The organism is Citrobacter sp. wls711, assembly GCF_005281055.1.
GTDB classification, from domain to species: domain Bacteria; phylum Pseudomonadota; class Gammaproteobacteria; order Enterobacterales; family Enterobacteriaceae; genus Citrobacter; species Citrobacter gillenii.
Genome location: NZ_SZXC01000002.1, coordinates 17731 through 42338, shown reverse-complemented (window position 1 = coordinate 42338; position 24608 = coordinate 17731). Strand labels below are relative to the sequence as shown.

General features: G+C 42.9%; 24 protein-coding genes and 1 tRNA gene. 8 read left to right on the top strand and 17 right to left on the bottom strand.

Translation table 11 applies throughout. The features are described 5' to 3' along the window. Positions 1-22: 22 nt before the first annotated feature. Positions 23-532: a hypothetical protein gene (locus FDW98_RS00245; RefSeq protein WP_096759466.1), complete on the top strand. Its 510-nt coding sequence runs from the start codon at positions 23-25 to the stop codon at positions 530-532. Positions 533-659: 127 nt separating this feature from the next. Here FDW98_RS00245 and foxA read toward each other — a convergent pair whose 3' ends face one another. From foxA to FDW98_RS00230, 3 genes are all read right to left on the bottom strand, one after another. After that, positions 660-2768, bottom strand: coding sequence for a ferrioxamine B receptor FoxA (foxA, locus tag FDW98_RS00240; RefSeq protein WP_096758171.1), 2109 nt, complete (start codon positions 2766-2768; stop codon positions 660-662). A gap of 121 nt (positions 2769-2889) precedes the next feature. Then, positions 2890-3873 carry a helix-turn-helix transcriptional regulator gene (locus FDW98_RS00235; RefSeq protein WP_096758172.1) on the bottom strand — a complete coding sequence of 328 codons (984 nt, stop codon included), beginning with the start codon at positions 3871-3873 and terminating at the stop codon, positions 2890-2892. A 209-nt stretch (positions 3874-4082) separates the two neighbouring features. Further along, a complete protein-coding gene (locus FDW98_RS00230) occupies positions 4083-4646 on the bottom strand; it encodes a DJ-1/PfpI family protein (RefSeq protein WP_170975185.1) in 564 nt (187 codons plus the stop codon). Between the two features lie 399 nt (positions 4647-5045). Here FDW98_RS00230 and FDW98_RS00225 point away from each other — a divergent pair, with 399 nt between their 5' ends. Both FDW98_RS00225 and FDW98_RS00220 read left to right on the top strand, forming a co-directional pair. Continuing rightward, positions 5046-6158, top strand: a complete 1113-nt coding sequence (locus tag FDW98_RS00225) for an agmatine/peptidylarginine deiminase (protein ID WP_096758174.1) — start codon at positions 5046-5048, stop codon at positions 6156-6158. A gap of 241 nt (positions 6159-6399) precedes the next feature. Beyond that, complete coding sequence (locus FDW98_RS00220; protein WP_096758175.1) at positions 6400-6936, top strand: M48 family metallopeptidase; 537 nt, start codon at positions 6400-6402, stop codon at positions 6934-6936. A 328-nt stretch (positions 6937-7264) separates the two neighbouring features. Here FDW98_RS00220 and yafN read toward each other — a convergent pair whose 3' ends face one another. Then, positions 7265-7558, bottom strand: coding sequence for a type I toxin-antitoxin system antitoxin YafN (gene yafN / locus FDW98_RS00215; RefSeq protein WP_137398720.1), 294 nt, complete (start codon positions 7556-7558; stop codon positions 7265-7267). Positions 7559-7814: 256 nt separating this feature from the next. On the opposite strand from yafN, the gene FDW98_RS00210 reads away from it, so the two are divergent. After that, a complete protein-coding gene (locus FDW98_RS00210) occupies positions 7815-8903 on the top strand; it encodes a hypothetical protein (RefSeq protein WP_137398719.1) in 1089 nt (362 codons plus the stop codon). Continuing rightward, positions 8896-10653 (top strand): hypothetical protein, encoded by a 1758-nt coding sequence (locus FDW98_RS00205; RefSeq protein WP_137398718.1) that lies wholly within the window; start codon positions 8896-8898, stop codon positions 10651-10653. Before FDW98_RS00210 ends, FDW98_RS00205 begins: the two co-directional genes overlap by 8 nt. 360 nt (positions 10654-11013) lie before the next feature. Here the strand turns inward: FDW98_RS00205 and FDW98_RS00200 are convergent, their stop codons facing one another. The 3 genes from FDW98_RS00200 to FDW98_RS00190 form a co-directional block, all read right to left on the bottom strand. After that, complete coding sequence (locus FDW98_RS00200; protein WP_137398721.1) at positions 11014-11298, bottom strand: conjugal transfer protein TraD; 285 nt, start codon at positions 11296-11298, stop codon at positions 11014-11016. Beyond that, on the bottom strand, positions 11298-11552 hold the full coding sequence (locus tag FDW98_RS00195) for a hypothetical protein (protein WP_137398717.1): 255 nt from the start codon (positions 11550-11552) through the stop codon (positions 11298-11300). Before FDW98_RS00195 ends, FDW98_RS00200 begins: the two co-directional genes overlap by 1 nt. A 271-nt stretch (positions 11553-11823) precedes the next feature. Continuing rightward, a complete protein-coding gene (locus FDW98_RS00190) occupies positions 11824-13041 on the bottom strand; it encodes a hypothetical protein (protein ID WP_137398716.1) in 1218 nt (405 codons plus the stop codon). A gap of 759 nt (positions 13042-13800) precedes the next feature. Between FDW98_RS00190 and mobQ the strand changes: the two genes are divergently transcribed. Continuing rightward, positions 13801-15222 carry a MobQ family relaxase gene (gene mobQ / locus FDW98_RS00185; protein WP_137398715.1) on the top strand — a complete coding sequence of 474 codons (1422 nt, stop codon included), beginning with the start codon at positions 13801-13803 and terminating at the stop codon, positions 15220-15222. 144 nt (positions 15223-15366) lie between these two features. Next, on the top strand, positions 15367-16128 hold the full coding sequence (locus tag FDW98_RS00180; protein WP_137398714.1) for an abortive infection system antitoxin AbiGi family protein: 762 nt from the start codon (positions 15367-15369) through the stop codon (positions 16126-16128). A gap of 93 nt (positions 16129-16221) precedes the next feature. Here FDW98_RS00180 and FDW98_RS00175 read toward each other — a convergent pair whose 3' ends face one another. Together FDW98_RS00175 and FDW98_RS00170 are read right to left on the bottom strand one after the other, a co-directional pair. Then, complete coding sequence (locus FDW98_RS00175; protein ID WP_137398713.1) at positions 16222-16878, bottom strand: hypothetical protein; 657 nt, start codon at positions 16876-16878, stop codon at positions 16222-16224. 17 nt (positions 16879-16895) lie between these two features. After that, the gene (locus tag FDW98_RS00170) at positions 16896-17450 is read right to left on the bottom strand and encodes a membrane lipoprotein lipid attachment site-containing protein (RefSeq protein ID WP_137398712.1); all 555 of its coding nucleotides are present in this window, start codon (positions 17448-17450) and stop codon (positions 16896-16898) included. A 635-nt stretch (positions 17451-18085) separates the two neighbouring features. On the opposite strand from FDW98_RS00170, the gene FDW98_RS00160 reads away from it, so the two are divergent. Further along, positions 18086-18463, top strand: coding sequence for a hypothetical protein (locus FDW98_RS00160; protein ID WP_137398711.1), 378 nt, complete (start codon positions 18086-18088; stop codon positions 18461-18463). Positions 18464-18611: 148 nt separating this feature from the next. On the opposite strand, the gene FDW98_RS00155 is transcribed toward FDW98_RS00160, so the two are convergent. From FDW98_RS00155 to proA, 8 genes are all read right to left on the bottom strand, one after another. Further along, positions 18612-19382, bottom strand: coding sequence for a hypothetical protein (locus FDW98_RS00155; protein ID WP_137398710.1), 771 nt, complete (start codon positions 19380-19382; stop codon positions 18612-18614). Between the two features lie 744 nt (positions 19383-20126). After that, entirely contained in the window at positions 20127-20366 is a 240-nt protein-coding gene (locus FDW98_RS00150; protein WP_137398709.1) for a DNA-binding protein, read from the bottom strand. Between the two features lie 68 nt (positions 20367-20434). Continuing rightward, complete coding sequence (locus FDW98_RS00145; protein WP_137398708.1) at positions 20435-20737, bottom strand: hypothetical protein; 303 nt, start codon at positions 20735-20737, stop codon at positions 20435-20437. 72 nt (positions 20738-20809) lie between these two features. Then, positions 20810-21094: a hypothetical protein gene (locus tag FDW98_RS00140; protein ID WP_019105355.1), complete on the bottom strand. Its 285-nt coding sequence runs from the start codon at positions 21092-21094 to the stop codon at positions 20810-20812. Between the two features lie 149 nt (positions 21095-21243). Next, entirely contained in the window at positions 21244-21444 is a 201-nt protein-coding gene (locus FDW98_RS00135; protein WP_049594956.1) for an AlpA family transcriptional regulator, read from the bottom strand. Between the two features lie 326 nt (positions 21445-21770). Further along, positions 21771-22985 carry an integrase arm-type DNA-binding domain-containing protein gene (locus FDW98_RS00130; protein WP_137398707.1) on the bottom strand — a complete coding sequence of 405 codons (1215 nt, stop codon included), beginning with the start codon at positions 22983-22985 and terminating at the stop codon, positions 21771-21773. Between the two features lie 175 nt (positions 22986-23160). After that, positions 23161-23236, bottom strand: a tRNA-Thr gene (locus tag FDW98_RS00125). A gap of 114 nt (positions 23237-23350) precedes the next feature. Next, complete coding sequence (gene proA / locus FDW98_RS00120) at positions 23351-24604, bottom strand: glutamate-5-semialdehyde dehydrogenase (RefSeq protein ID WP_096758187.1); 1254 nt, start codon at positions 24602-24604, stop codon at positions 23351-23353. Positions 24605-24608: the final 4 nt, after the last annotated feature.

Below are 24608 nucleotides of genomic sequence, written 5' to 3'. Positions count from 1 at the left end.
AACAATGCGCAAGAATAAAATCATGACTAAAATGAAACTAACACTGTTATTACCTCTTTTTCTGGCTGGCTGTTCAATGAGCGATGGGGAGTTAAGAAACGCCTACGCTCAGCATTATCAGCAGCCGACGGCTTATGTTGAGGTCTATAAGCAAAAAATAGCCAGTATGGACATTAATGCACTGGCGCAATATGCCGCCACGGAAGACAAGAAAAAAATGCGCGGACAGCCGCGGCTGAAAATAGACAACTTCATTACCATTGAGAACGTACAGGCGAAGGGAAATCGGGTGGTCTACGATTACTCGTTGTCAGAAAGCTGGCAGGCGTTACCCGCCGATAAGCAGCGTGAGAAGCAGACTAATATGAACAGGGATTTGATTTATCGTACCTGCTCGCTGGAAACAGTCCGTCTGGCACAAGCGAAAGGGCTGGAAGAGGAGCATAACTACTACCGCCAGTACCCGGACAAGCTCGCCTTTACCCTGAGAACCAGCGCCCAGATTTGTATCCAGAATGGCTTTACGCAATAACCGGTCTGGTCATCAACGGGCCATCAATGCCTGATGGCGCTTCGCTTATCAGGCCTACATGAGTGTGCACCCCGTAGGCCGGATAAGGCGCCAGCGCCGCTATCCGGCTAAAAAACGATGGATAACATCAGAATTTCCACGACACGCTGCCAACGATACTGCGCTCCGCACCGAAGTAGCAATACGAGAGCGAGTTACAGGCCGCCACGTAGCGTTTATCGGTCAGGTTGTTGACGTTCAGTTGCGCACTCAAACCCTTAATCCCAATATTCGTTAAGTCGTAGCCTACCGCCATATCCACCAATGTGTACGACGGCAGAGTATGGGTATTCAGGCGATCGCTGGTGATCCCGTTGACGTAGCGCACGCCAGATCCCAGCGTCAGGCCGTCCAGCGGACCTCTTTTCACATCGTAGCTCAACCAGGTGCTGGCCTGATTACGCGGGGCGTACACCGCACGCTTACCCTGTTCCTCCGGACTGCTCTTCTTGTAGCGAATGTCGGTATAGGTGTATGCCGCCTGCAGGCGGAAGCTCTCCGTCAGTTGGCCGATCGCCTCCAGCTCGACCCCTTCCGATTCAATTTCGCCAATTGAGCGGTACGGGTCGGTCGGTTCTTCTTTGGTGGCGATATTGGTCTGATTGATACGGAATACCGATGCGCTAAACTGGCTGTTCAGCCCCTCCGGTTCATACTTCAACCCGGCTTCCCACTGCTTGCCTTTCATTGGCTCCAACAGGTTGCCGTTTTCGTCGGCAAAGCTGGTCGGTGTGAACGCGGTGGAGTAACTGACGTACGGCGCAAAACCGTTATCGAACAGATAGAGCAGCGCGGCACGAGTGCTGAAGTTGTTTTTATCCAGCTCGCTGCGGGTATCGTTTATCTTATCAATGTTCAACACGCTGACCTGATCGTAACGGCCACCGAGCGTAATGCGCCAGCGATCCCATGACATCTGATCCTGCAAATAGTAGCCCGTCTGGCGCAGCTTGTGTTTTTCACGCGCGTACATGTTGATGTAATCCGGCTTCGCGCCGTACACCGGATTGAAGGCGTCAATCGGCGGGAACGCGCCGTAATAGCCGGTGGTGTTGTTGCTGCGACTCTGATAGTCAATGCCCACCAGCAGGCGGTGGTTCACCTGCCAGGTATCCACACTGCCGTCGAGTTGGTTATCCAGCGTAATGGCCGACATATTCTCATCGGAGCCGGAATAGCCGCGGTTGAGTTCAGTGTCATTCAGCCAGCCCGCCGCATACACCTGATTAAGTTCAACATCGGTATGCAGATAGCGCAGCTTTTGTCGTACCGACCAACCGTTGTCGAACATGTGCTCAATGTTGTAGCCCACCATGTTCTCGCGACGATCGTATTTGTCGTAGTCATCCTCACCTTCAAAGAAGGTATTGGAAATCTTTCGCCCGTCGTGCGGCACCACGGTGCCATCATATGGCAGACCCGAGTGGCTGCCACCTTCCGGATCGCGGTGCAGGTAGGCCATCAGGTCGAGACGCGTCTGGTCGGTGATACGCCAGGTCAGGCTGGGCATCAGCGCGTAGCGTTCTTCCTTCAACGGACCAAACTGCGAGTCCGCATAGCGCGTCATCCCGCTCAGACGCGCCGCCACGCGATCGTTATCGTCCAGTGCGCCGGTGACGTCAAAGGCGGCGCCACGCTGATTGTTATTGCCGGCAAAAAGCTTCACTTCACCACCCGCATCAAACGACGGTTTACGTGAGGTCAGCGCCACAATGCCACCCGGTGAAGAACGGCCATACAGCACCGAAGCCGGACCGCGCACCACTTCAATATTGTCGAGGAACCACGGATCGACCACCAGTGAGCTGTGCGAGTTGGTATCGCCCATCATCTTCAGGCCATCGAGATAGACGTTATCGAGGCTACCGTCAGAGAAGCCACGCAGCACGATGTAGTCAAAGCGGTTAGAGGCACCAATCTGGTTGCTGTACACCCCTGGCGTGTAGCTGACGGCCTGGCGCACACTGGTAGCGCCCTGCTCTTCAAACTGTTCACGAGTAATGATGGACACCGACTGCGGGGTTTCAATATCCGGCGTGGCAAGCTTGGTGGCGCCGCTCTGCATTTGCGAGGTGACCACCACCGTATCGTTTTTTGTTGTTTCCTGCGCCAGCAGAGGAAAAGCCACGCTGCCGGTCACCCATCCCACCAGCAGCGCCAACCGAGTCTTCGCGAACATGAACATCTCCCAAGGCATTTCTAATTGTAAATGAGAATTATTGCGCTTTTTATGCCAGAGATAGCTATGCCGGATGCCAGGTTACGTATGCGCAGCGCCAAAATGCGATTCAGACGCGCGCATAAAACGGAGAAATGGATTAGCAAGGTTTGAGGATATCGCCAGGCGAGAAACCGTAGCGGCGACGAAAGGCGGTCGAAAAGTTGGTGGCGTGCTGGTAGCCCGACATCCATGCCGCCTGCTGTACGCTGTACCCTTCTAATAAATACCCCCGCGCCCGTTCCAGACGGCAGTCGCGCAGGTAGTCAAATACGGAGCAACCATACGCCGCACGAAACTTGCTGCGCAGGCTACTGGGGCTCATCGCCGCACGCTGGGCCAGTTCGCTGAGGGTGTAGTCATTTTCCGGCGTCTGTTCCAGCAAACGACGCACAATCTCGAGGCGTTGCTGTTCGCCGCTGGCAGCCTGGCGTCTGCTGCTCTCCACCTGACAGACGCTGAGACCGTGGCCGAACAGTTGCAAAATAAGCCCTTCCAGCATCAGCTGGCGGGATACATTACTGAGCGTGCTCTGCTGGGCGTACTGTAATCCACTGAGCAAAAAGCCCGGCACTTGCCAGATAAGCGTTGGCGTCTGGCATCTTTCCCATTCAAACATTAACGACTCCAGCAACCCCGTGCGCCACGCGCCGTCCGGATACAGTCCCAACGATAACGTTCGCAGCTTGCAGTCCGCAGGGTGACGGGCGCTCATGGTCTGATGTTCGCTGAGGCGCGAACTAAACGCCATGCCGGAACGCACCACATGCTGCTGCCCATTGAGAGTCAATGTCACACAACCTTCCAGCACTACCAACATATACAGGGGAGTGCTGTGGCGGGAGGTAGTTTCGTAGGGTTGCAGCACCTGCACATCGGAGTGGGTAACACACATCCCGCAGGGCAGCGTCATCTCTTCGACTTTGCCCTGTAGCACGGGGCTGGCATGGGGGAAATCCAGCTGTTGCGAAAGCTGCGGAAAGCGGTAATCAATGCCGTAACGCTCACCAAAATCCATAAACTCACTGACGGAGAAGGTTCGTGCCAGCCGTGCGGCTGTATTTTGGCCGGTGGTGTTGTTCATACAGTTTTCTGCACAGGGAATGGGGTTCGCTATTTCGGGTTGGTGGCAACATTACCATTACCTACAGAATGCAACAATAATAATGAGAATTATTATCAATAATAATCTTAAAGATAAGGCTGAGAGATACCGCTGATACCGCTAAGGTTGACCGCCCTACCGTCGGTATAGCCGAAGCGGTTATACCGACGTGCAGATTTACCGGTCAGTTACTTCATTAATACATCAACAAATTTGGCCAGCCATTCAGGATGTGCTGGCCATGCCGGTGCGGTGACCAGATTGCCGTCAACGTGGGCCTGGTCAATGCCGATATCCGCGTAGTGCCCGCCACTCAGGCGAATTTCAGGCGCGCAGGCTGGATAGGCGCTACAGGTGCGGTTTTCTAACACGTCGGCCGCGGCTAACAGCTGTGGACCATGACAGACAGCGGCGATCGGTTTGCCCGCCGAATTGAAGTCCTGAACCAGTTGAATGACATCCGGGTTCAGCCGGAGATACTCCGGGGCGCGTCCACCGGGGATCAGCAGCGCGTCATAATCGGCCGCCCGCGCGTCAGCAAAATTCGCATTCAGGGTAAAACGATGTCCGGGTTTTTCGCTGTAGGTCTGCGCCCCGTCAAAATCATGAATGGCGGTCTGAACATAGTCCCCTTCACGTTTATCCGGGCAGACGGCGTCCACGCGGTGACCTAACATTTTCAGCGCCTGAAAAGGTACCATCGTTTCATAATCTTCGACATAATCTCCGACCAGCATCAGTATTTTTTTCATCAATGTCCCCGCCCATAGCGATTAAGTGCAGAAATAACGGCCCTTTTTACTATAGTTCACGCGCTATACGTCATTAATAAATACCGTAGAATAATCGGCCGGATCACAGTCTGCACAGGGGCACGTCAAAAGGTCGCAATCATCTTAAGCACAAGGGAAAGCGCTACTAATAAATATAAATTATCTATAAATATATAATTGAGAAATTTTAATACCAGCCTGTTACGCCCATTAATTAAGAGTGAATGAATTGCATGTAAGAATCCCTGTGTTATATTTCGACTGAACTTTCACGACATATAATTATTTATTATTTAATAAATAAATGCTGTCTATTATTTATCATCTATTATTATTCTGTTCAGCGTAAATCGGCGAATAGACAAAAAAGGTTTTCCCATGATCACAAGACGTTCGTTCGTCAGACAGAGTCTGGTGACGTCAACGAGTATGTTACTCGCCAGTATAACGGGTATCGGCTTCAGTAAATTGGCCAGCGCTGCAGAAACCCACCGCTGGCTAATGCCAGATGAAGGTGCGCCCCATGCGGCAACCTGGATGGCATTTGGCGCCAGTGCAGAGATCTGGGAGCCTCACCTGCTGCCGGTAGTCCAGGGAAACCTGGCCCTGATCGCCAAAACCATCGCCGCATTTGAACCGGTAAATATGCTGGTTCGCGAAGAAGACAGCGACCTCGCGGCAAAGCTGTGTGGGCCATCGGTCAATGTGTTGGTGCAGTCAATTGACGATCTGTGGATCCGCGATACGGGGCCGGTGTTTGTGAAAAACACTGCCGGCACACTCGGCGGTGTCGGGTTTAATTTCAACGGTTGGGGCGATAAACAGGAACATGAGCGCGACGCAAAAATCGCTGAGTTCGTCACCAATGACGCTAAGGCTGAATTTATTCTTTCGTCACTAACGCTTGAAGGTGGCGGTATCGAAGTGGACGGCGAAGGCACGGCGATTATTACCGAAAGCTGCGTTATTAACCCAAACCGTAACCCCGGCATAAATAAAACAGAGTGTGAGGCCGAACTAAAGCGCCTGCTGGGGCTGGAAAAAATCATCTGGTTACCGGGTATCGCCGGGAAAGATATTACCGATGGGCATACAGACTTTTATGCCCGGTTTACGCATCCGGGTACGGTCGTCGCGGGTCTCGAGCTGGATGCGTCATCGTTCGATTACGCCGTAACCCGCCGTCATCAGGCGATATTACGTGCCGCGACGGACGCCAAAGGACGTCGCCTGAACGTCGTAGCGCTGGAAGGCCCCACCACAATCCGCCAAACCTATGCAAACGACGACTTTGCCGCCGGCTATATCAATTTTTACGTCTGTAATGGCGCCGTTATTGCGCCAAAGTTTGGTGATAAACGAACCGACCGCAATACCCGCGCTATTTTGCAGGAGCTGTTTGCTGAGCGTGAAATTATTCAACTGAATATCGACGGTATCGCAGCAGGCGGCGGTGGTATTCACTGCGCCACGCAGCAGCAACCTCATTAAAGCGCAGCGTATTGCAGCTTACGCGATCGCCTTGGGGTTTAAGTTCTTGCGCTGTAAACCCGACGCACAGGGCGATCCCCCTGTGCGTTTTTTCGTTTTGGAACCAGGTGATGGGCAACGTTCGCGAAGTACTACAAAAATAAACGGCAGCTCATTTTTTGACATCAATAATCAATAAAAGCATGCCCTGTACTGTTGCGGCATGCCGGAATCTCCCTTCACACACGCACAGGACGGGATCATGAAAATGCAATTCGCCACGAAATATCTGCCGCTGATTTGTCTGGTCTCAAGCGGGCTGCTCTATACAGCTTCGGTAAACGCTATGGGAAATGACGATACCACGACGCCAACCTGCCCGAAGGGCCAGGTTTACGACAATAAAACCAAAACCTGTTTGCCAGAAAAAAGCAGTATGATCGACGATCAGGATAAAACACAGTATGCGTATCACCTGGCGAAAACCGGTCACTATCAGGACGCTATCAATTTACTCGATACCTTACAGCAACCCAATACGCGTGAGGCCTGGAACTATCGGGGTTATGCCACTCGCAAACTGGGTCGTACCGATGAAGGTATTGGCTATTATCAACGCTCGATTACCCTTGATCCGCATTATGCCAAAGTACGTGAATACCTCGGTGAGGCATGGATAGTTAAGGGTCGCCCCGATCTGGCAAAAGCGGAACTGGCCACCATTAAAACCCTCTGCGGCACTCAATGCGAAGAATATCGCGACCTGAAAGCCGCGATCGACGGACACCCTGAGTCATAGGCCAGAGAGGAATATAATCTCGACTGAGGCCGGTTAACGCTCAAGATTTTGCAACATGTCAGAAGCTGCAAAGTTCAGGCTTTAAGTTGATTTCAATAGACTTGAGAAGAGTTTGAAATGGTGCGATAATAGGAACAACACCTATGCCCTATTCATATGATTAATAATATAAATCATCTGTTTCATCTTTGGTGATACCCCCAAAGATACCCCCAATGGATTTTGTGTCCTGTTTAGGCGGGTGTTTTTTAGCCAACTTAATGCTTCATCCTGAACGCTTCGGCCATCATCATCTTCGGGATAAATGTTGACTTGAAAATCCCGATGCTCATTCCGTGAACTTGGTCAGATCCTTGTCAGAAGCATTTTGCAGCAGTTCCTGCCCACTATCAGCAATATCACTTAAACGTTCAGCCGTTGGCCTGAATCGCGCAGCAGTATGAACTCTGCCCTGCTTTTCTTCCAACAGATCGATCAGCTCTTCAAACACCTTGGCACTGACCATGTAGCCAACGGGACGGTTGTTGGAGAGAACAGCAACCGGTTCATCAATGAAATATTTCGCCGGGTTCTTTCTTAACTCTGTGATGTTGATAGATTTTTCTGCGAGGATGCGTTCCATAGATCACCTAAATACGCTCATTATAAAATATAATATACTCTATAATAGACATTAAATTGTACATTCGCAAAAATCACACCGCTATCCATCATAAAAATTATCAAATCTCCATAAATTGCAATGCGTTAGATGATTTTTTTGTTATGATGCAATACTCTTAAGATAACCAAGCTTACTTCAGACTTAGACCTGTCATCTAAACCCTGCGTATCCATTAAAATTCACGCGAGGAAAATGACAAATAGGGAATACTGAAATGTCAGAAAGCATCAACTCAGGTGTTGAAGGTGGTTCAGGATATACATTCCAACGATGCTGTATAGTATATCTTCTTTTTGAAGGCTACGAAGAACTCAATTCCCCAACAATAGATTACTTCATATGTATTGAGCATCATGAAGATTTTCTTTTTGCTTTCATTGATGAAAATGGCAGTATCAAGCAGATCGACACTTACCAAGCAAAAAAATCTAGAGATGACTGGAAAACAGATCAAGATTTATGCGACATCATTGGGAAAATATCGCTAGTTGGGAGGGGACTTCTCAATGATACACACCCAAAAATTGAAACTTATGCACATACCCTTTCTTTTCTGACCAACAGAAACATCTTACTTAAAGGTAAAAAAGAAGACAATAAAAAACAAGAATCAGAAAAGATTCAAATAACTAACTCCTCCCGTAATTATATAGACCTGAATAATGATATAAAAGAAAACATTCAATCTAAATTGAAGGACGGGGAAATGGCTGATTTTAATCAATTAGCCAATTTGAAATTTAGATTCATTGATCTACCTCAAGCCTACAAGGGATGGAAAACAACTCTGACTGGGTTATCAGTAGAAAATCTAGGACAAAATGTTAGCGATCATGAAGCAGTAATTACCACATTGCTAGCATTACTACAAGATGTAGAATTGGTATATAACAACGCCGGACAGGCATTACTTATAGATAAATCCAAACGACTTACGAAACAAAAAATAAAAAACACATTCACCATGTTCACTGAAAGTAAAAAAACATTTGACTTCTGGCGAACTCATTCTGAAAAATTATCAATTAATTTACAGATAAAACTTCCTATCAGAAGGCAAGCAAAAGAACTATTGAATAACTGCTTTGATTTTTTTAAAGACATACAACAAATAGAATATAAGAAAATATATAATTTCGTATCTGAAAGCACACATATAGATGAAAAGCACAGTAGTGAATCAGAATGTATTACTGAGTTATATCAAACCTTTATTCGAGAACATAATCCAAGATTAGAAAATCACATGGTAGCATTTGCTGTTATAGCTGCTTATGTAGAAACAAGAGGTACCTATGCGTAAATTAACTCTTAAAAATATACTAGCATATTCCATTGATAATGGCGGGTTCTTTAGTTCCTGCTTCGGCGAAAGAGTAAATATTATACATGGGAGAAACACTTCAGGAAAAAGCACATTAATACAATCAATTCTCTATACAATGGGCGTAAATGATTCAAAAGAAAACCTTAACGAAATACTAAGTCAAAATGTTATATTTCGCCTAGAATGTGAGCTTGAAGATAATGGTATAATATCAAAAGTTGTGTTTGCTCGTTCTGATGACACACTAATCATACGTATAGCTGATAATCCACCTCTACGTTTTGATGGCATAAATGGGAATACTTCTTTTGAATATGCACGGTACAAGGAAGTGTTTAATAACTTATTCAATTTTAAATTGATGCTACAAAAGCAAAACGACTTCACCAATGCACCAATCGAAGCAGCATTTTTACCATACTACATATCTCAATCAGTAGGGTGGGTTTATCTGAGAGAATCAGTTGGCGATTACCGATTCTATAAAGATTTTAAATTTGATTACCTAGATTATTATGTAGGGATAAAAAATGGCGTAGACAGATTACAGAAGTACACATTGCAAAAAGAGAAAAATCAACTTGAATATGAACTTAATCAATTAAAGAAATATAAGTCAAATGATAAATCAATCAAGTTATCTGAAAAAATGGAAAAAAGATTTAAAGGCGAAACTCTCGATTACTTGAAAACTTACGATATTTTGGCAACAACATTGGCGGCAGATGAAGCTGAACATGGTAAGTTATGCAACAAATTAAGTATGCTCCGTGGGCGTCAAAAAGTTCTTTTGCAGACAATAAGGAACCTGAAGCTTCAAAAACCAAGAGTAGATAGGTGCCCGGTGTGCGAGCAGACATTACCCGGAGACATTAGAGATTTATATATCTATACACAAGATGTTAATGATGCGTTAAAAGAAAAAGACCGGGTTTCTGTCGAAATAAAAAAAACCACCTCGAGTTTGAATTCAGTTGAGAAAACAATAACCAGAAACAATAAGATAATCAACCATGAATATGAAACATTAAAACAAATCAGAAATGAAGAAGTTAACTTTGACACTTGGATGAATCATCACGCTAATATCATTCTGATAGAAGAAATAGAAAAAAACATAACAGATTACAGTAATAAAATATCAATACTACAGGGTAGCATTGATGAGTTAGGCAGTGATCAAGAAATAAACACCTCGCGTTACAATGTTGAAAAAGAGTTTCTTAAAATATTCGAAAAGAAAGCCAATTACTTAGATGTAAAAATCCCTGAGAATGAAAAATATAAAGATCTGTATTCTATCATATCATTCCCATATCAAGGAGTAGAATTACATAAAATAGTTATGGCATATCACTTTTCCTTTTATGAACTGATTCACAAAAGGGCTAACAATCATAAATTCCCTTTTTTGCTGGATGCTATTTTAAAAGAAGATATTGACAGTGAAAGTAGAGATTTAATATTTAAATTCATCTCTAACGAAGCAATTAACCAAGAACAAATATTATTAACCATTGCTGAATTTAAAAAAGAAAAAAATCCATTAGAAGGTGATGTTCTTTTTAATGTTGATGAAATAAATAAAAAATATTTTCATGGCATGGCTAAGCAAATTTGTATTGGAAATGCTAAGTTAGTAAGATCATTTCTATTTAAAAGAGATTTAAATGACGTAGAGAAAAAATTACTTGATGATGCTTTTCTCTTACTACAAACTGTATAGTAAGTTTACTGATAACCGATAGGTTCACAACAGACTATCGGTTATCAACCTAAAAAAACACAATGCACAAAATTATGCTGACCAAGATTTTGCCCTAACCATGCTGTATTACCTCCATCGGGAGAGTAATAAGCCTCTGATGTATCAAAGGTATTTTTCCATATCCCATTCTAGCAGGATAAAATTACACCCTCACTATTTTAAACAAGATCACCACGAAGCTTTTGACCTCCCCATACATCAAGCTTAACCAAGGGATAAATAACAAATTGGCTACTGCGCCGTCTGGGCTTGCTCAACAGCTCACTGACCTGAAAGCAAGTTTTAGGTCAGTTCACCGTTCGGACGTGAAAAACATGATTAGGACTTGGATTTATTTAAAACACTTTCGATATAGGCTTGGCCTTGTGCTCTGTAGACATCAACATCACTTTGATGAAGATTCGGGATATCAAGCATAATCCCAAAGACCAGTTCCTTATCTACATAACCAATATCACATCCTAAGACTTTGGCAACCTCTGCACCGAAAATAATTTTCTGACGGGTATTATCTTTTTTCGTTTGTTGTTTCTTTTTAGCTTCCAAGAAGTATAGGCGTTCCTGTGCTGAAGCAATTTGCTGTTTGATCGTTTTTGTTGTCATCATTTATCTCCCCAATGTTTTTTCTTATTGGCATAAGGGATATCAGCATAATCATAACCATTAGCAATTTGTTTTTTGATTGATTTAATCTTCAATTTAAATTGTTTCTTTATCTGGCCCTGCTTTGCTCGTTCCCTAATATTAATTACAATTTTTTCCGCTTCTAAATAGGCTTGTTCTGTATCGGTATAGATACCATCATCAAGAAGTCGCTTGGCTTCCCAATCGATGGCTTCATCATTATATTTATACATTAAACCTCCTTATGTTTGTTATAGGTTATCCTTTACCACATTTTGAATAATTATCAATACAATAAGATATTTTAATTTAATAAAACACAAACTTATAAGACCTAAATTGATTTCCTAAATCACGAGATTGATGGTCTTTATAATTAATACCATCTCATCAAAATCACTAATTTTCATGTTATTATTCTTTTTCACATTTAATTTAAATCACCCATACTTACAAATTTTTGTTATTACCCACTCATATACAATTACACTTACACTTAACTGCTTATAAAGAAAACACTTTACCCAATATATAGTTTTTTATTTCATCATCAATGTTGACTGTGAATTTACCATCAGTGTATTGAATGCTAACATAACAATCAGCGATTGCAGGATTAACAAACCCTTTGCAAAACGTATTCTCCCCGCAATTGACAAACAACCTAACCCTCTTGACGTTAACAAGAGAACTAAACATTCCCTCAGCTAACTCCCCTCGAATTTGACCTGATAGACGTGGGATAAATTCTGGATTTCCTTCATAACCAGAAAATGTAGAATCAATATAAGTCCCATACACTTCACTAAAAGACAATGAAATCTTTTCATTCATAAGTGTAGTATAGTCTATATATTCAAAATCAGAAATAAGGTTAACAACAGAGATAGGATATTTAAATGAATAAACAGAGGAATTACTCGATGGAGGGAACATATATTGCTCTGAAAAATATAACCTAGTTATAACTATGCCATCATCAGTTAAACTGACAGACATATCAATTCTAGGCTGTAAGGCATTGATTCCTTTATCCTTGATTCCATACCATTCATAAAAACCGCCACAATAACAATCTAGGGGAGTTCCTTTTTTCAATCCATTTTTTAAATCAGACTCACGGTATAACATCTCCGCAGAAATGTATTCAGCAAGATCTTCCGTATGCGAAATTTTGGTTGATCTATTATGATTATCAATAGTCTTATCCCGCTCAAGAATGATCTTTTTGAGTAAATCCGATCCTGAACCAGCTATATAACATACACCATAACTCTTTGTTTCAATAACTGCATCTGGCCTGTGAATTAATGGAAGGAATTTTCCATGATTATTTCTCACCATACCGAGCAAAGAAAAACGGTAAGCATTTTTATTACTACTCAGGATGCTTTCAACGATATCCTTGGTGATACTATAGTTTGGATCATATGCTTGTCGGCTGTAGAAATGAGTAGATAGCTCATCCCAAAAATTGAAAGCACTTGAACATTGCCCAGCAAACGCCAAAAAACCTGAAGAAACAGGAACGGCGAAGGTTTTTCTGCCTAATCTGGGAATATGCCATTTCCCGTCATTATTTTCCCATTCACTATGGATACTGCCCAAGGCCGGAAGCCAAATACTTTTATCTTCGTTTGGATCTGACCCAGCGGCACTTAGTAATGTATCAGCTACTACATGTGGATCGTTTTCACTATTTAAAAGTGCGATAGCTGTCATAGAATATCCTAGACATTATTTGGGTAGAGGTTAGCTAAATATCCACTAATTCTATAACACAACCAATCAAAAAGCACTATGAAAAACGATATTCTAAAAAATGTATTAAATCCTTCGTTTTTCCCTCAACAATAAGCTGAACCTCTGTTTTTGTATAAGAGCATAAATCGCAGACAATTTAGCATCCATTATATTTTTCCTTATCACCATTTCAGGAATTTAAAAACACTCACTGAATCCTTCATATTCCTTCATCAAAAAATAAATAAAATTAGGTTGAAAACGAAGTTTACAAACAGAGTATACAAATTCACCCTATACTTAAAACCCCGATCTCTCCGCGTTACTTATTTTTATTTATTGATTTTTTCCATTACACTTTTATTTTTTTACTTTGATCACTTATCTAACCTGTAAATTGTGCAATAGGGAAAACCACTAAATTAATACGTCCCTTAACCTTCGGACGCCATTTAAAACCCATCCGGGTAATCTCTCGGAATACATCGCCCTTTCATCAAGATTGCGCCGCTTAATTCGGCATTTTATTTTACAGGCATTGATATATTTCGTATTAATTAAGTAGAGGGTTTTACATTGTTAGAAAAAACAATGCCCACTTATACACTCACTTCGTGAGCGTGTGGGGTCTACCGACGGTTGCCTGCCGCAGGCTAAAAGAAAAACCAAGGTCAATACATAGAGTTTTTCTTGCGAAAAACTAACAGCAGCATAGCGATATTTGAGGGTATTTGTTAAATGGCGATTTTTCATCTGGAGTTTAAAATTGTGAAACGTTCTGAAGGCATGTCTTCCTGTAGGAAGGCTGCCTACCATGCGCGTTGCAGAATAAAAGATGATCGAACTGGAAATACATATGATTTCAGCCACAGGACAGATTTATTCCATCATCAGATATTATCCCCTGATTCTGCTCCTTCTTATATTATCAAAAGCTCAACCACCCTGTGGAATGAAGTTGAAAGAGTTGAGCGTCAGAAAGACGGTCAAGCAGCCCGTTATTTTGATATAGCTATTCCCTGTGAACTGAGCAATGAAGACAAGATAAAATTAGTAGCTGAATACTGCCAGAAAAATTTCGTTGATAAGGGAATGATTGCTGATATTGTTTTTCATGATCTCAATGGTGAAAATCCCCATGCGCATGTGCTGTTGACATTAAAGCCAATCACCGCTGATGGCTTTGGCAAAAAAGAAAGAAGCTGGAACGACAAGAAAAACGTAATCCTTTGGCGTGAATCATGGTCAGTGATTGCCAATCGCTATCTTACTGCTGCTGGCAGTAATGAACGTATTGATCATCGCTCTATTGATGCTCAACACGCCGAAGCACTCGAAAACGCCGCTATTACATTGGATGCTGAAGAAAAAGCGTTATGGCTTGCCAAAGCAACGTTAACCAGCCGTCCGCCAATGCAACGTGTTCATCGTGCCAAGTGGAACAGCAAAAGCGTTCAAGATAAACGTGCTGCTGAACAGGCTGTTCGTGATGAGATGAAACAAGAAGCTCAGGCCACATACAACACCTTCAAAGATTTAGATCTGCAGATCGTTGTTGACCTTAGAAGCTTCACCGTATCAGAAATGCCTGAGCCTGTTGAAATCGTGTTGCCTGAAATACAACCTCGAACGGAGTGCTCTGAAACAGGTTCGCAGTCGGCATCATCCGAAGAACAACATCCTGTTCTGGTTGCCCCTGCGCCTCATACACGCACTAAATTGAAACCCCCCTCTTCAACTGCCAGAGCGATCAAACGCGCTCCTGTTAAAAAAAGTAACAGAAAGCAGGTTAAACTTCGTCAGAGTGGTTTGTTTAAGCGTTTCACCCTACTGGTGGTTGAATATATAAGGGAGAAATTCGTCTGGGCCAAGAAGAAACCCGCTCTTGTTTCCGTTGATGCTGACCACGATAAACGTATTGCCGAAAACTATGTCTTTGATGAGGTTCAAGGCATCTATGTTTCACGAGATGAGCACGAAAGGCGTACCAGATTCAACAGTGACACTTATAGTCCAACACCAGATGAGATCAGGCGTTTTCCAAGTCGCGCAACCAAAAACGAAGTACCTGATGCAGATTTTAACCACACACCAACTCTTCGTACGGACAATAAAAATGCCTTACCAAAGCTAAAACCATCTCGATTTGATAGAGGCTGATTCAAATTATTTTTCGAACATGACATTGGATTACATTGACTTTTTATCATAAACACACGTATATTTTTATAAAATATACGAATTAACAATCCATATCACAATGTTTATACATCGACAATAATTAACAATAAGGAAAGCATTACAATGGGAAAAAGTCTATATCCAAAAACATTCCTCCACTTTACAAAAAAAATACATGCACTAGAGTCAATACTTATTGATGGCTTCTTCAAACCATCTTATGCGAGAGAACGCATATACGGCAGAAAGGGATTAATTCGATACTTTGGAATACCAATGGTGTCATTCTGCAATATAAGACTCTCTCTGCTATCAGAACATACTAAAAAATATGGTTGCTATGGTATCGGTCTAACGCAGGAGTGGGCAGCGAAAAACAATCTAAATCCAGTCCTATATATGAGTAAAAACTCAGATACTTTCGAATTATTGGATGAACAATTAAGAATCATAATAAAAGGAATTGATAAAAATGAACAAACTGTTGAAACCTTCACTAAAATGAAGAACTACATCTCGCTTGTAAATATATTACGTTATATGAAAAACCATACCGGTCCATTAAGAAGAAATAACAAAAAGACCGTTGAGTATTGTTTCGCAGATGAAATGGAATGGCGCTACGTCCCTTCAATAAATGAAAAAGGAATTATCCCAATAGCTCTTCTGAAAAACATAAGAGATTCAATATCTAAGCAAGAATATAATGATAAAGTAGAACATATTCATCTCGAATTTGGAATCGATGACATACGATACATTATTTTGAAAGATAAAAATCAATTAAATCATTTTATCAAAAGGTTAAGAAAAAGAGAATATTTAATAAATGATGAGTTCATAAGTAAAATATTTTTTTCTAACCACATAAGCGAGGATTTATGAACGATTGAATCACTTGCGGTGTGTTTTTAACGGGACAATGAAAGCACACCGCAATGAATACATAAAAACCGAAAAAACGCCAGAATTGAATGATCAATTATCGGTATATCTTTTTTCAATACTATCTCTATAGCGCTGTTGTTCAACAATACTCAGATTAGGATCAGACAGCACACTCCGCCCCTTCACAGCAATATCGTAATCAATTTGAGATTGTGTTTCATATTCTTTAGTAGGTTTAAAATAATCGGATTGTGGTGTAGATGACGACGCCGGAGAACCGGAGTATGTTTTACTTCCAGCACAACCGAGATAAGCCAGCAGGCAGGCAAACAAGAAGAAAAATGTCCACACCACATTGAATCCGTTAAGCGTATATTCACTACCATTCCCAACTGAAAACACGCCGTGAAATCTGATGGCGTAGACAATCAAGAATGATGACAGGATAACAGCCCGACTTTTCCCGACGGTTAAATGCTTACGTATGAACCTCACGGTTGGCACCAGCATGACCACAAACAGCGCGATAGCAACTAACACCAGCCATACAGGAAACAGCCCGTATTTTTGCGTAATGTTTTGCGAAAGCGTCACCAGCGACAGCACCAAGAAAGTGTTAAGCAGGTAAAGCCTGACAGCCATCGATACCTTCACCTGTTTTTGTCTATTACCGATAAACAGCACCGGTGCCAATGATGGTATGTTCATCAGCAGCCCCATGAAAATCACCCAATAGATAGTGTTCATAGCGTCTTTTCCTGTAATTACCGAGCGACCCAGCCGTTATTGGTTTTCACCAGAACAATTTTGGCTTCTTCTGGTTCAGCCATCCCCTTGACGCCAGAAAAGGCTTTCTTATCCACCCAGCCCGGAACGCCATTGAGCTTCCACGTATAGGTCACTTGCGTGATTTTAGCGCCAGCGCCACCACTCGGTTCAGTCCAGCTGGTGATCTCAGCAACAACACGATGACCAACACAGGCACCGTCTTTTTTGTCCCAAAACTCAACTTGTTGGCCTTTATCTGTTACTTCCAGAACAACGACACTACTGAAACCATTAGCTTGTTGAGAAATATCAAGCAGTTCCTGATCAGCCAGACCTTTTAAGATTTCATCACTGGCACTGTATCCAGCAGAACGATAGCCACTGTTAACCCGGATAGGAAAACCTTTATTAAATACAATGTTGTTGTCCTGCAGTGAGTAGCACACCTTCGACTTTGAAATTTTCGCGTTTATAGCCTTCTCAAAGTCGCCTTTCTCACCACATCCCGCCAGAACAAGAGCGGCACCAGCAACGAGTAAAATCTTCTTCATCTTCCTCTCCATCCTGATAATCAAAAATGCTGTTATGTAGAGGTTGCCTGCTGCGCACCTGTAGTCGTTAAGGCTTGTTCTTACTGGCATAACGCAACAAAACCACCTGATTAACCAGTTGATAGGATTAAATTATTTTTGAGAGCCGTCATATCGTTTGTAACGATCAAAATCAAAACAATGATAGTCATTAGCTATCATTAGATATTTATCGATCGATTAAATCAATTAAAACATCGATCGATATAGCATTATCAATCGATATAAACTATCAATAATAATTTATCGATCTGCAATACCGATCATTTTCTTGCTAGATGAATCGTAACTGGATAAAGTGAGCAGAAGGCTCACTGGACCGATTATTCGCTGGTTTGTAGGGATAGAACGTCAACCCTATGACCAACAGCCAGCACTGCCCTATGGCCCTTTCTTGGCCTTTATTAATGCAACATCAGGGAAAACAACCATAAGGGATGCCGCTAGCTGATTAGATAAAAAGACTCACAGGCTTATGATAAGCGGCTTTCTTCACCACTAATTAACATGATCTATTTCAATGGACAGCAGCAACACAACGCTGGTCCCGGCCTCTTTACGCCTATTTTTACGTTTACTGTTTATATGGAGTTAACATGAGAAAACTGTTTATCGCTGCGTTGGTGATCCTGCCTCTTACCGCTTGCACCACCTATGGCAACAAATCCCTTAAAGACGAATCGCAACAAACCGTAAAAACCAAAATAGTTAAAGGGAAAACTACCCAGCAAGATGTTATTAACGCATTCGGGGAACCACAAACACGAGCCACCAATGATGGACAGGAAATGTGGTCCTACTCCAGCATGTCAGGCGAGAGCCAGATCTCGAACTACATCCCCGGTCTGGCCCTGCTGAAGAACAGCAACACAGCGCATATGAATTCCCTTGAGATCTGGTTCAAGGGGAATGTTGTTGACCGATATAATTTCAGCCAGACGGCGAGTAAGGTATCACGTGGGTTGATGGATTAATTTTGCATAGCAGATAAATAATTAATAGGCCGTCATCCGATTGACGGCACTATTTGAAAAAAACCAACTGTTATCATTACTATATTATTTTTTCATGTGTCGTATTGATTTATTAGTTGTTCGCCCTTCTTGTAAATCAATCGTCTTCCTAAATATCATCCCAATCTAATGGTTCATCTGGTGGCACAAGACTTATGTTTTCAACTGAGGTGCTAACTTTTATACTTCCGCGCTTTGCGAATCCCTGCGACTTTTTAGCTTGTAATCTGGCGATTAACACATCAAGATCTTCTTTGTTGTTTACAGTTTCAATGACTGACTCAATAGACCTGCGCTTATCTTCATTTTCAGTATAGTCTCCTCCGCTATCAATAACGCTTTCAACCTGTACACTATCAATTTCCTCTTTCTTTTTCCTAATCTCTGAAACAAAGCGAGCCCTATCACCGTTGAAAACAATTGCAGGGTTTATGAAATACCAGTTTTTTTCATTAGTTTTAGCAATAATACGTTTCTCGATGAGTTCCTTTATCCCCCGGTAAAAGATAGATTCAGATAAGACAAAATGATCTATCTTTTCCGCAAGAGACATTGCCTTTTTACAGCTCAGGTAAAAATGATCTTTACCTATCGCATCCTGATAAATACGTAAAAAGATAAAAAATACTTTGTATGCTGTTTTCGTGAGATCAAAGTAGGCTTTTATTTGTGATGTATAGAGTTTTATGAACTCTTCTTTATCAACCTCTTGTGTATGCACAATATTAGCAAAGTAGCTTCGACTGGCATCTTTTCTTTCGATAAGTTCAGTTCCCCTTGAAACAGTTAGATTTTTCCTTCTTGTCTCAATCTTTAGTTCTGTCTCAAAGCAAAATGGGTTTAAGCCCAAATCCAAGTCAACTTCCATTTCTTTATTCATATTATCACCTTTTATTATTTTATTTATAATAAAGTAAATACCATGCATGAAATAGATATCAAGTTTTTTGCATGTTTTTTTGCGAAAATATTTTATAAATCGCAAGTTTTCCAGTGACGATGATTTAAATCACTGTCATTTTTAGCTTAAAAATGATATAAGAACTGACTACAGAGTCAGGAAAGCTTACCGTGCAGTCAACAATGCTGACCATAGCGTCAGTAATACTGACCGTAGAGTCAGTCGTGGTTTTCTAACACAAGCCTTATTCCCCAAGGGCTACAGGCCGTTTTTGTCTTAACTAAATTTTGCAAGAAGTAAGAGATAATACTTAAGAGGATTAAAAGAAACCGGGCGATATTTATGATCGCCATACGGGGTTTCTAATAATTTATTGCTAATTATTCCTTTCTATTTAACTAAAATCTTTTTTTTGAAAATCCCCACCATCTATGAGCTAACGCTCATGTGCTGACGCACGGCTACGCCCTAATGCTGACATTCAAATATTTTTCCTATTTGATCAAAAGCCATTTATCAAAGCAGCACTTGGTGATTGTCGCCAACAATCACTTCGCTGGACAGGGCTTGTCCCTGTTAATGATGGATTTTTTCATTAATGATCGTGGCGATAGCCGCTAATAACAACATGTAAAACGTAGAGACTAATACCCATCAAACTTTCGCAAACATCGATTTTACTAATTTTCGATAGAACTTAATGAGTTATTTATTGTAGACTGGCTACTGCCAGTCACATAGTTCTTGTGGTGAAATACCATCTCGCGCCATCAGCTTGAGGAGTCTTTCCATCTTTAGCTTACGCGCCTTTTTCTCACCAATCTCCTGATAATACTCATCACGCCGCTCCTCTACCACTTTTCGAAACTTCTTCAATAGTTGATTCAGTGTTTTCATATCTGTAGTGGCGGCTTCAGCTTGGATTTTTTTATACATAAACATAACGTGGAACTCATCAATCATCAGTTTTCTCCTATTGTCATAAGTGTTTTTATCTGCCCCTTACGGGGCAAATATATCTTCAAAGGAAACTACAAAGATTTATGAACAAATAAATACGAATGCCTTACCAACAGATTAGCAATAACCTTAAGATCAACTTCGTCAATATTTCCATTATTTCCTTCTTTCTGTGTTAAACTCTCAAAGTTATTTTTAATATGCATTATCACGCACATGATAGTTGCACTCATAAAATCATGATCACTAATATACTCTCTTATATCCCCATCGTGATCATTTTGTAAACTGATCCAACTTGCCTCAAACGATCTTTTAGCAAGATCAAGGAACAGTTTTGTAGATTTGTTTTTAACTTTATTATCTTTAGACATGATTAACTCTCACTTTTATATGATTATTTAATATTTAGTTTATTTTCAGCCCCAAGAAGGGGCCAAATAGATTTACATATAGGCTAACACTAAGGCTTTGGTATGCAATGTCATTACCTCCATTCTCACCCCTTCGAAATCGATAAGATAGCGCTTATTTTTTGCTACACCCTTTTTAGCTCGTTCTATTACTTGGTCATAGACTGTTTCCATATGATGATTATCAGTAAGTAAATTAAATGCCTCTTTGGGTCCTTTTTTGACTATATCCCAATAAATACGGTAATACTCTTTCATCGCTGATAGTAGAAACATCTCAGTAGCGATCCTATCAAAACCATTATTTTTCTTATTCATATATTTTCCCTTTTCTTTGTTTAAAGTGTAAAATACCCTGCATTATTAATGCATAAAATATTTTAGTTTTTATTTTATAGTATTGTAAAAAACACAGCGTTTAACGTTTTACATAGAACCTCCTCATCGTATTAATAGTGTATTTTCCATTAATCAGCATGTTTACGTGAAAACTGAATAATATTTTCAATCCATTCATCGATTTCACTTTCAACAAAAGCTCTGGCTCTTATTCCGATCTTTATCGGTTCTGGGAACACGCCCCTGCTAATAAGTCGATAAATCCATGCTTTACTATATCCTGTTTTATTCATCACTTCCGGCAGGCGAATAAGTCTTCTTGTTGTCATATATTTCTCCGTTGTTGTTTTGATGAATGTAGTATCTGCAGATCGCTTATGACGTTCAACCCTCGGAAAATCAGAATTGAACCTGAATTGAGCGTTTTTTAGACAAATCAGTATAAAATGGTGGGAGAGCTGTCACTGGGCGGGGTGTAGAGTGATTTAGCAAAAAGTGCTATTTATTTTGCTGTTTTAAAGTATTTCATAATTTGCATATTAATCAATTAGTTAATAAATATCAGTTTAAATTCTGACTTAATTCTTATCTGCTTTAGCCAAGAAAAAGGGCTATGCCCGTTAAGACATAGCCCTTCTTTCATCAGCAGTTATCCTTACCCACGCCGATTAAACGCTCCCTGCACCACATTGCCGCCTTTCTCAAGGCTTGCCATGTAGTCAGCATACCATTGCAGCATCTCACGTCTGCCATCGAGGTATTGCGCATGGTTGTAGGTGCCACGGATAGCATTCTTATCCACATGCGCCAGTTGGGTTTCAATCCATGCGGTGTTATAGCCCTGTTCATGAAGAACGGTGCTCATGGTATGACGGAAGCCGTGACCTGTAACCCGGCCTGTATAGCCAATTCGCTTAAATACCTGATTGATACTGGCTTCGCTCATGGTCTTACTTGGGTCATTGCGTCCCGGAAACAGTAAAGGAAATTGCCCCGTCATTGCTCTGATCTGTTCGATAATGGCTAACGCTTGGGTAGATAGCGGGATGATATGAGGGCGGCGCATTTTCATGCGTTCAGCAGAAATTTCCCATAGCGCTTTCTTGGTATCGATTTCTGACCATAACGCACCGCGCAATTCACCTGTTCTCAGGCCAGTAATGATCAGCAATCTTGCTGCCAGCACCATCAGTTCACTACCAGAGTAGCCAGCAAGGGCTTTAAAGAAAGCAGGAAGCTCTTCAGTGGTCAGGAACGGGTAATGTGTAGATTCATGCCCCTGCATGGCACTGGTGAGATCAGGCGCGGGATTATACTCGGCTCTGCCTGTTACGATGGCATAGCGAAACACTTCGCCGCAGCGTTGACGCACTTTCTTGGCTTTTTCGGTTGCTCCTCGGTCTTCCATCTTTTTCAGCACGTTCAGTAGTTCCAACGGCTTGATGTCTGCAACAGGACGTTGACCAATGAACGGGAAGACGTCTTTGTTGAAGGCTTCAAGAATGTCAGAGGCATACCCCGCAGACCATTTCTTCACTTTCATGTTGTGCCATTCGAGCGCAATTTCTTGAAAGGTGTTTTTGACCTGCGCTTCACGCTCAACTTTTTGTTCTTTTTTCACCTCTAAAGGATCGATACCCTCAGCGATACCCTTTCTAGCTTCATCACGTTTTGCTCTGGCATCAGCCAAGGACACATCGGGATATACCCCCAGTGCCAATAACTTTTCCTTTCCATCGATACGATACTTTAAACGCCAGTAGCGTGACCCGTTGGTTTTAACCAATAAGTAGAGGCCACCACCATCAGCCATCTTGTAGGGTTTCTCTTTGGGCTTGGCAGTCTCTACCTGTCTGGCATTGAGCTTCATCTGGGGGTATCTCCTCTAGACCGAACAGCGAATACCCCCATTGATACCCCCAACTCACCGTAGATTTCTGTGAACGTGAGTAGACGAGCTGAGACAATAAGGGCCGTTAAACCGCGTATTATAAGGGTTTAAAGGGTGTTTGAGTAGACTTGGGGAGACGTTAAAATAGGTAGGATGGTGCCGATAATAGGAGTCGAACCTACGACCTTCGCATTACGAATGCGCTGCTCTACCAACTGAGCTATATCGGCACTGATAAAGACATGCCCACGATTGTGAACACGGGGTAGAAGGTTAAAACTAACCGGGCGACGCGTCAATGGCCTTGCGAATCAAACGCCTATTTTTGCATCACCCGGTTTCAATTACGCACGAATCGTGTCGTCACCGAAGCCGATCCACTTGTACGTGGTCAGTGCTTCCAGCCCCATCGGTCCGCGTGCGTGTAATTTCTGCGTACTGACTGCCACTTCCGCACCCAGTCCAAACTGGCCGCCGTCAGTAAAACGGGTGGAGGCGTTAACATACACCGCAGACGAATCCACCTCGTTAACGAAGCGGTTAGCGTTATGCATATCTCGCGTCAGGATCGCGTCGGAATGCTGGGTGCCATGTTCGCGAATATGGCCGATGGCCTCATCCAGGTCGCTGACGATTTTTACGTTCAGATCCAGCGACAGAAACTCATCGTCGTACTCTTGCGCTTTTACCGCCACCACGTTGGCCGGACCGGCCTGCAATTGAGTCAACGCTGCCTCATCAGCATGCAGCGTGACGCCGCTTTGCGCCATCTGCTGGCTCAGCACGGGCAGGAAGCGTCCGGCGATATTCTGGTGCACCAGCAGCGTCTCGACGGTATTACAGGTGCTCGGGCGTTGGGTTTTGGCGTTAACGATAATCCGGAGTGCGGCGATGATATCTGCGCTTTCATCCACATAGATATGACAAACGCCAATACCGCCAGTGATCACCGGAATAGTCGACTGTTCGCGACACAGTTTGTGCAGGCCAGCGCCGCCGCGTGGGATCAGCATATCGATGTACTTATCCATGCGCAGCATTTCGCTGACCAGTGCGCGGTCCGGATTATCAATCGACTGCACGGCGGCCGCCGGTAAACCACAGGCCTCCAGCGCCTGCTGAATCACTGCCACGGTTGCCGCATTTGTCCGGTACGTCTCTTTGCCCCCGCGCAGGATCGCCGCATTGCCGGTTTTCAGGCACAGGGAGGCGACATCAACGGTGACGTTAGGACGCGCTTCATAAATCACGCCAATCACGCCCAGCGGGACGCGACGACGCTCCAGACGCAGGCCGCTATCCAGCAGACCGCCGTCAATCACCTGCCCGACCGGGTCGGCGAGGTTGCACACCTGACGTACGTCGTCGGCGATGGCTTTCAAACGTGCCGGGGTCAGCGCCAGACGGTCAAGCATTGCTTCACTCAGGCCGTTTTCCCGCGCCTGCTCAACGTCTTGTGCGTTAGCGCTGAGGATGCTTTCGGTTTGTGCTTCCAGTTCATCGGCAATCTTTTCCAGCACGCGGTTTTTTTCGCGGCTGGAGAGTAGCGCCAGCTTATACGACGCTGCTTTGGCAGCAATGCCCATTTGTTCCAGCATATGC